Source organism: Paenibacillus sp. GM2FR (genome assembly GCF_002803325.1).
GTDB lineage: Bacteria > Bacillota > Bacilli > Paenibacillales > Paenibacillaceae > Paenibacillus_AQ > Paenibacillus_AQ lautus.
The window spans coordinates 1-1,114 of record NZ_MKZM01000002.1 but is presented as its reverse complement, the minus strand read 5'-3'; the positions used below and the strand labels follow the sequence as shown (position 1 = coordinate 1,114).

Genomic DNA, 1,114 nt, shown 5'->3' with positions numbered 1-1,114 from the left:
GAAGTCGGTGGGGTAACCCTTACGGGAGCCAGCCGCCGAAGGTGGGGTAGATGATTGGGGTGAAGTCGTAACAAGGTAGCCGTATCGGAAGGTGCGGCTGGATCACCTCCTTTCTATGGAGAATCGTCTTCTGCAACGAAGACATTCAAATAACGATGACGCAAATCATCGTACAGACTTCATTGAAGTCAACCAACTCACTCGTTGGTCAGTTTTGAAAGATCAATTCTTTCACCATGAATACGTTTGGTGGCGATAGCGGAAGGGTTCCACGCGTACCCATACCGAACACGACCGTTAAGCCTTCCAGCGCCGATGGTACTTGGACCGAAGGGTCCCGGGAGAGTAGGACGTCGCCAAGCGTATTTTATATGGGCCCTTAGCTCAGCTGGTTAGAGCGCACCCCTGATAAGGGTGAGGTCGGTGGTTCGAGTCCACTAGGGCCCACCATATAAATACTAACTTCATAAGGTAAGTGGCGAGGCATCCGGTGAGTAATCGGAATAAACCTCGAAGCCATATTTCACTTTTGGGGTGAATTATGGGGCTATAGCTCAGCTGGGAGAGCGCCTGCCTTGCACGCAGGAGGTCAGGGGTTCGATCCCCCTTGGCTCCACCATAAACTTCATATCGCTTCCATAAATTGCAGGTTGAACTGCAAGATATCATGTGATATGATAATCTTCCGGTCGAAAGACTGGGATTGATCCTTGAAAACTAGATAACGAAACGAATTTGCGCAATTAGAAATATCCTTTTAGCTGAACTTGTGTCAAAACAAGTTTAATAAAACGGTAGCAGCGGAAGATTCGTGACAGTCGATCCTTTGGAAGTTTCGTTTCCACCTATTAACTCGTTTAGTAGATCAGGAAACAAACGGACAAACAGAGCGAATGGCGCGAAACTGAAGCAATTGGTTAAGCTACTAAGAGCACACGGAGGATGCCTAGGCGCTAGGAGCCGAAGAAGGACGTGGCGAACAACGATACTGCCTCGGGGAGCTGTAAGCAAGCTTCGATCCGGGGATGTCCGAATGGGGAAACCCAGCTAGTGTAATAGCTAGTTACCCGTATCTGAATACATAGGATGCGAGGAGGCATACCCAGGGAACTGA

Annotated in this window: 2 tRNA genes and 3 rRNA genes; all 5 read left to right on the top strand. The window is 48.9% G+C overall.

The features are described from left to right. A 16S ribosomal RNA gene (locus tag PAEVO_RS00030) occupies positions 1 to 113 on the top strand; the annotation flags it as partial. A 132-nt stretch (positions 114 to 245) separates the two neighbouring features. Continuing rightward, positions 246 to 362: ribosomal RNA gene (gene rrf / locus PAEVO_RS00025) — 5S ribosomal RNA — on the top strand. Positions 363 to 373: 11 nt separating this feature from the next. Next, positions 374 to 450, top strand: a tRNA-Ile gene (locus PAEVO_RS00020). 93 nt (positions 451 to 543) lie between these two features. Next, positions 544 to 619 (top strand) — tRNA-Ala (locus tag PAEVO_RS00015). A gap of 296 nt (positions 620 to 915) precedes the next feature. Beyond that, positions 916 to 1,114, top strand: a 23S ribosomal RNA gene (locus tag PAEVO_RS00010); the annotation flags it as partial.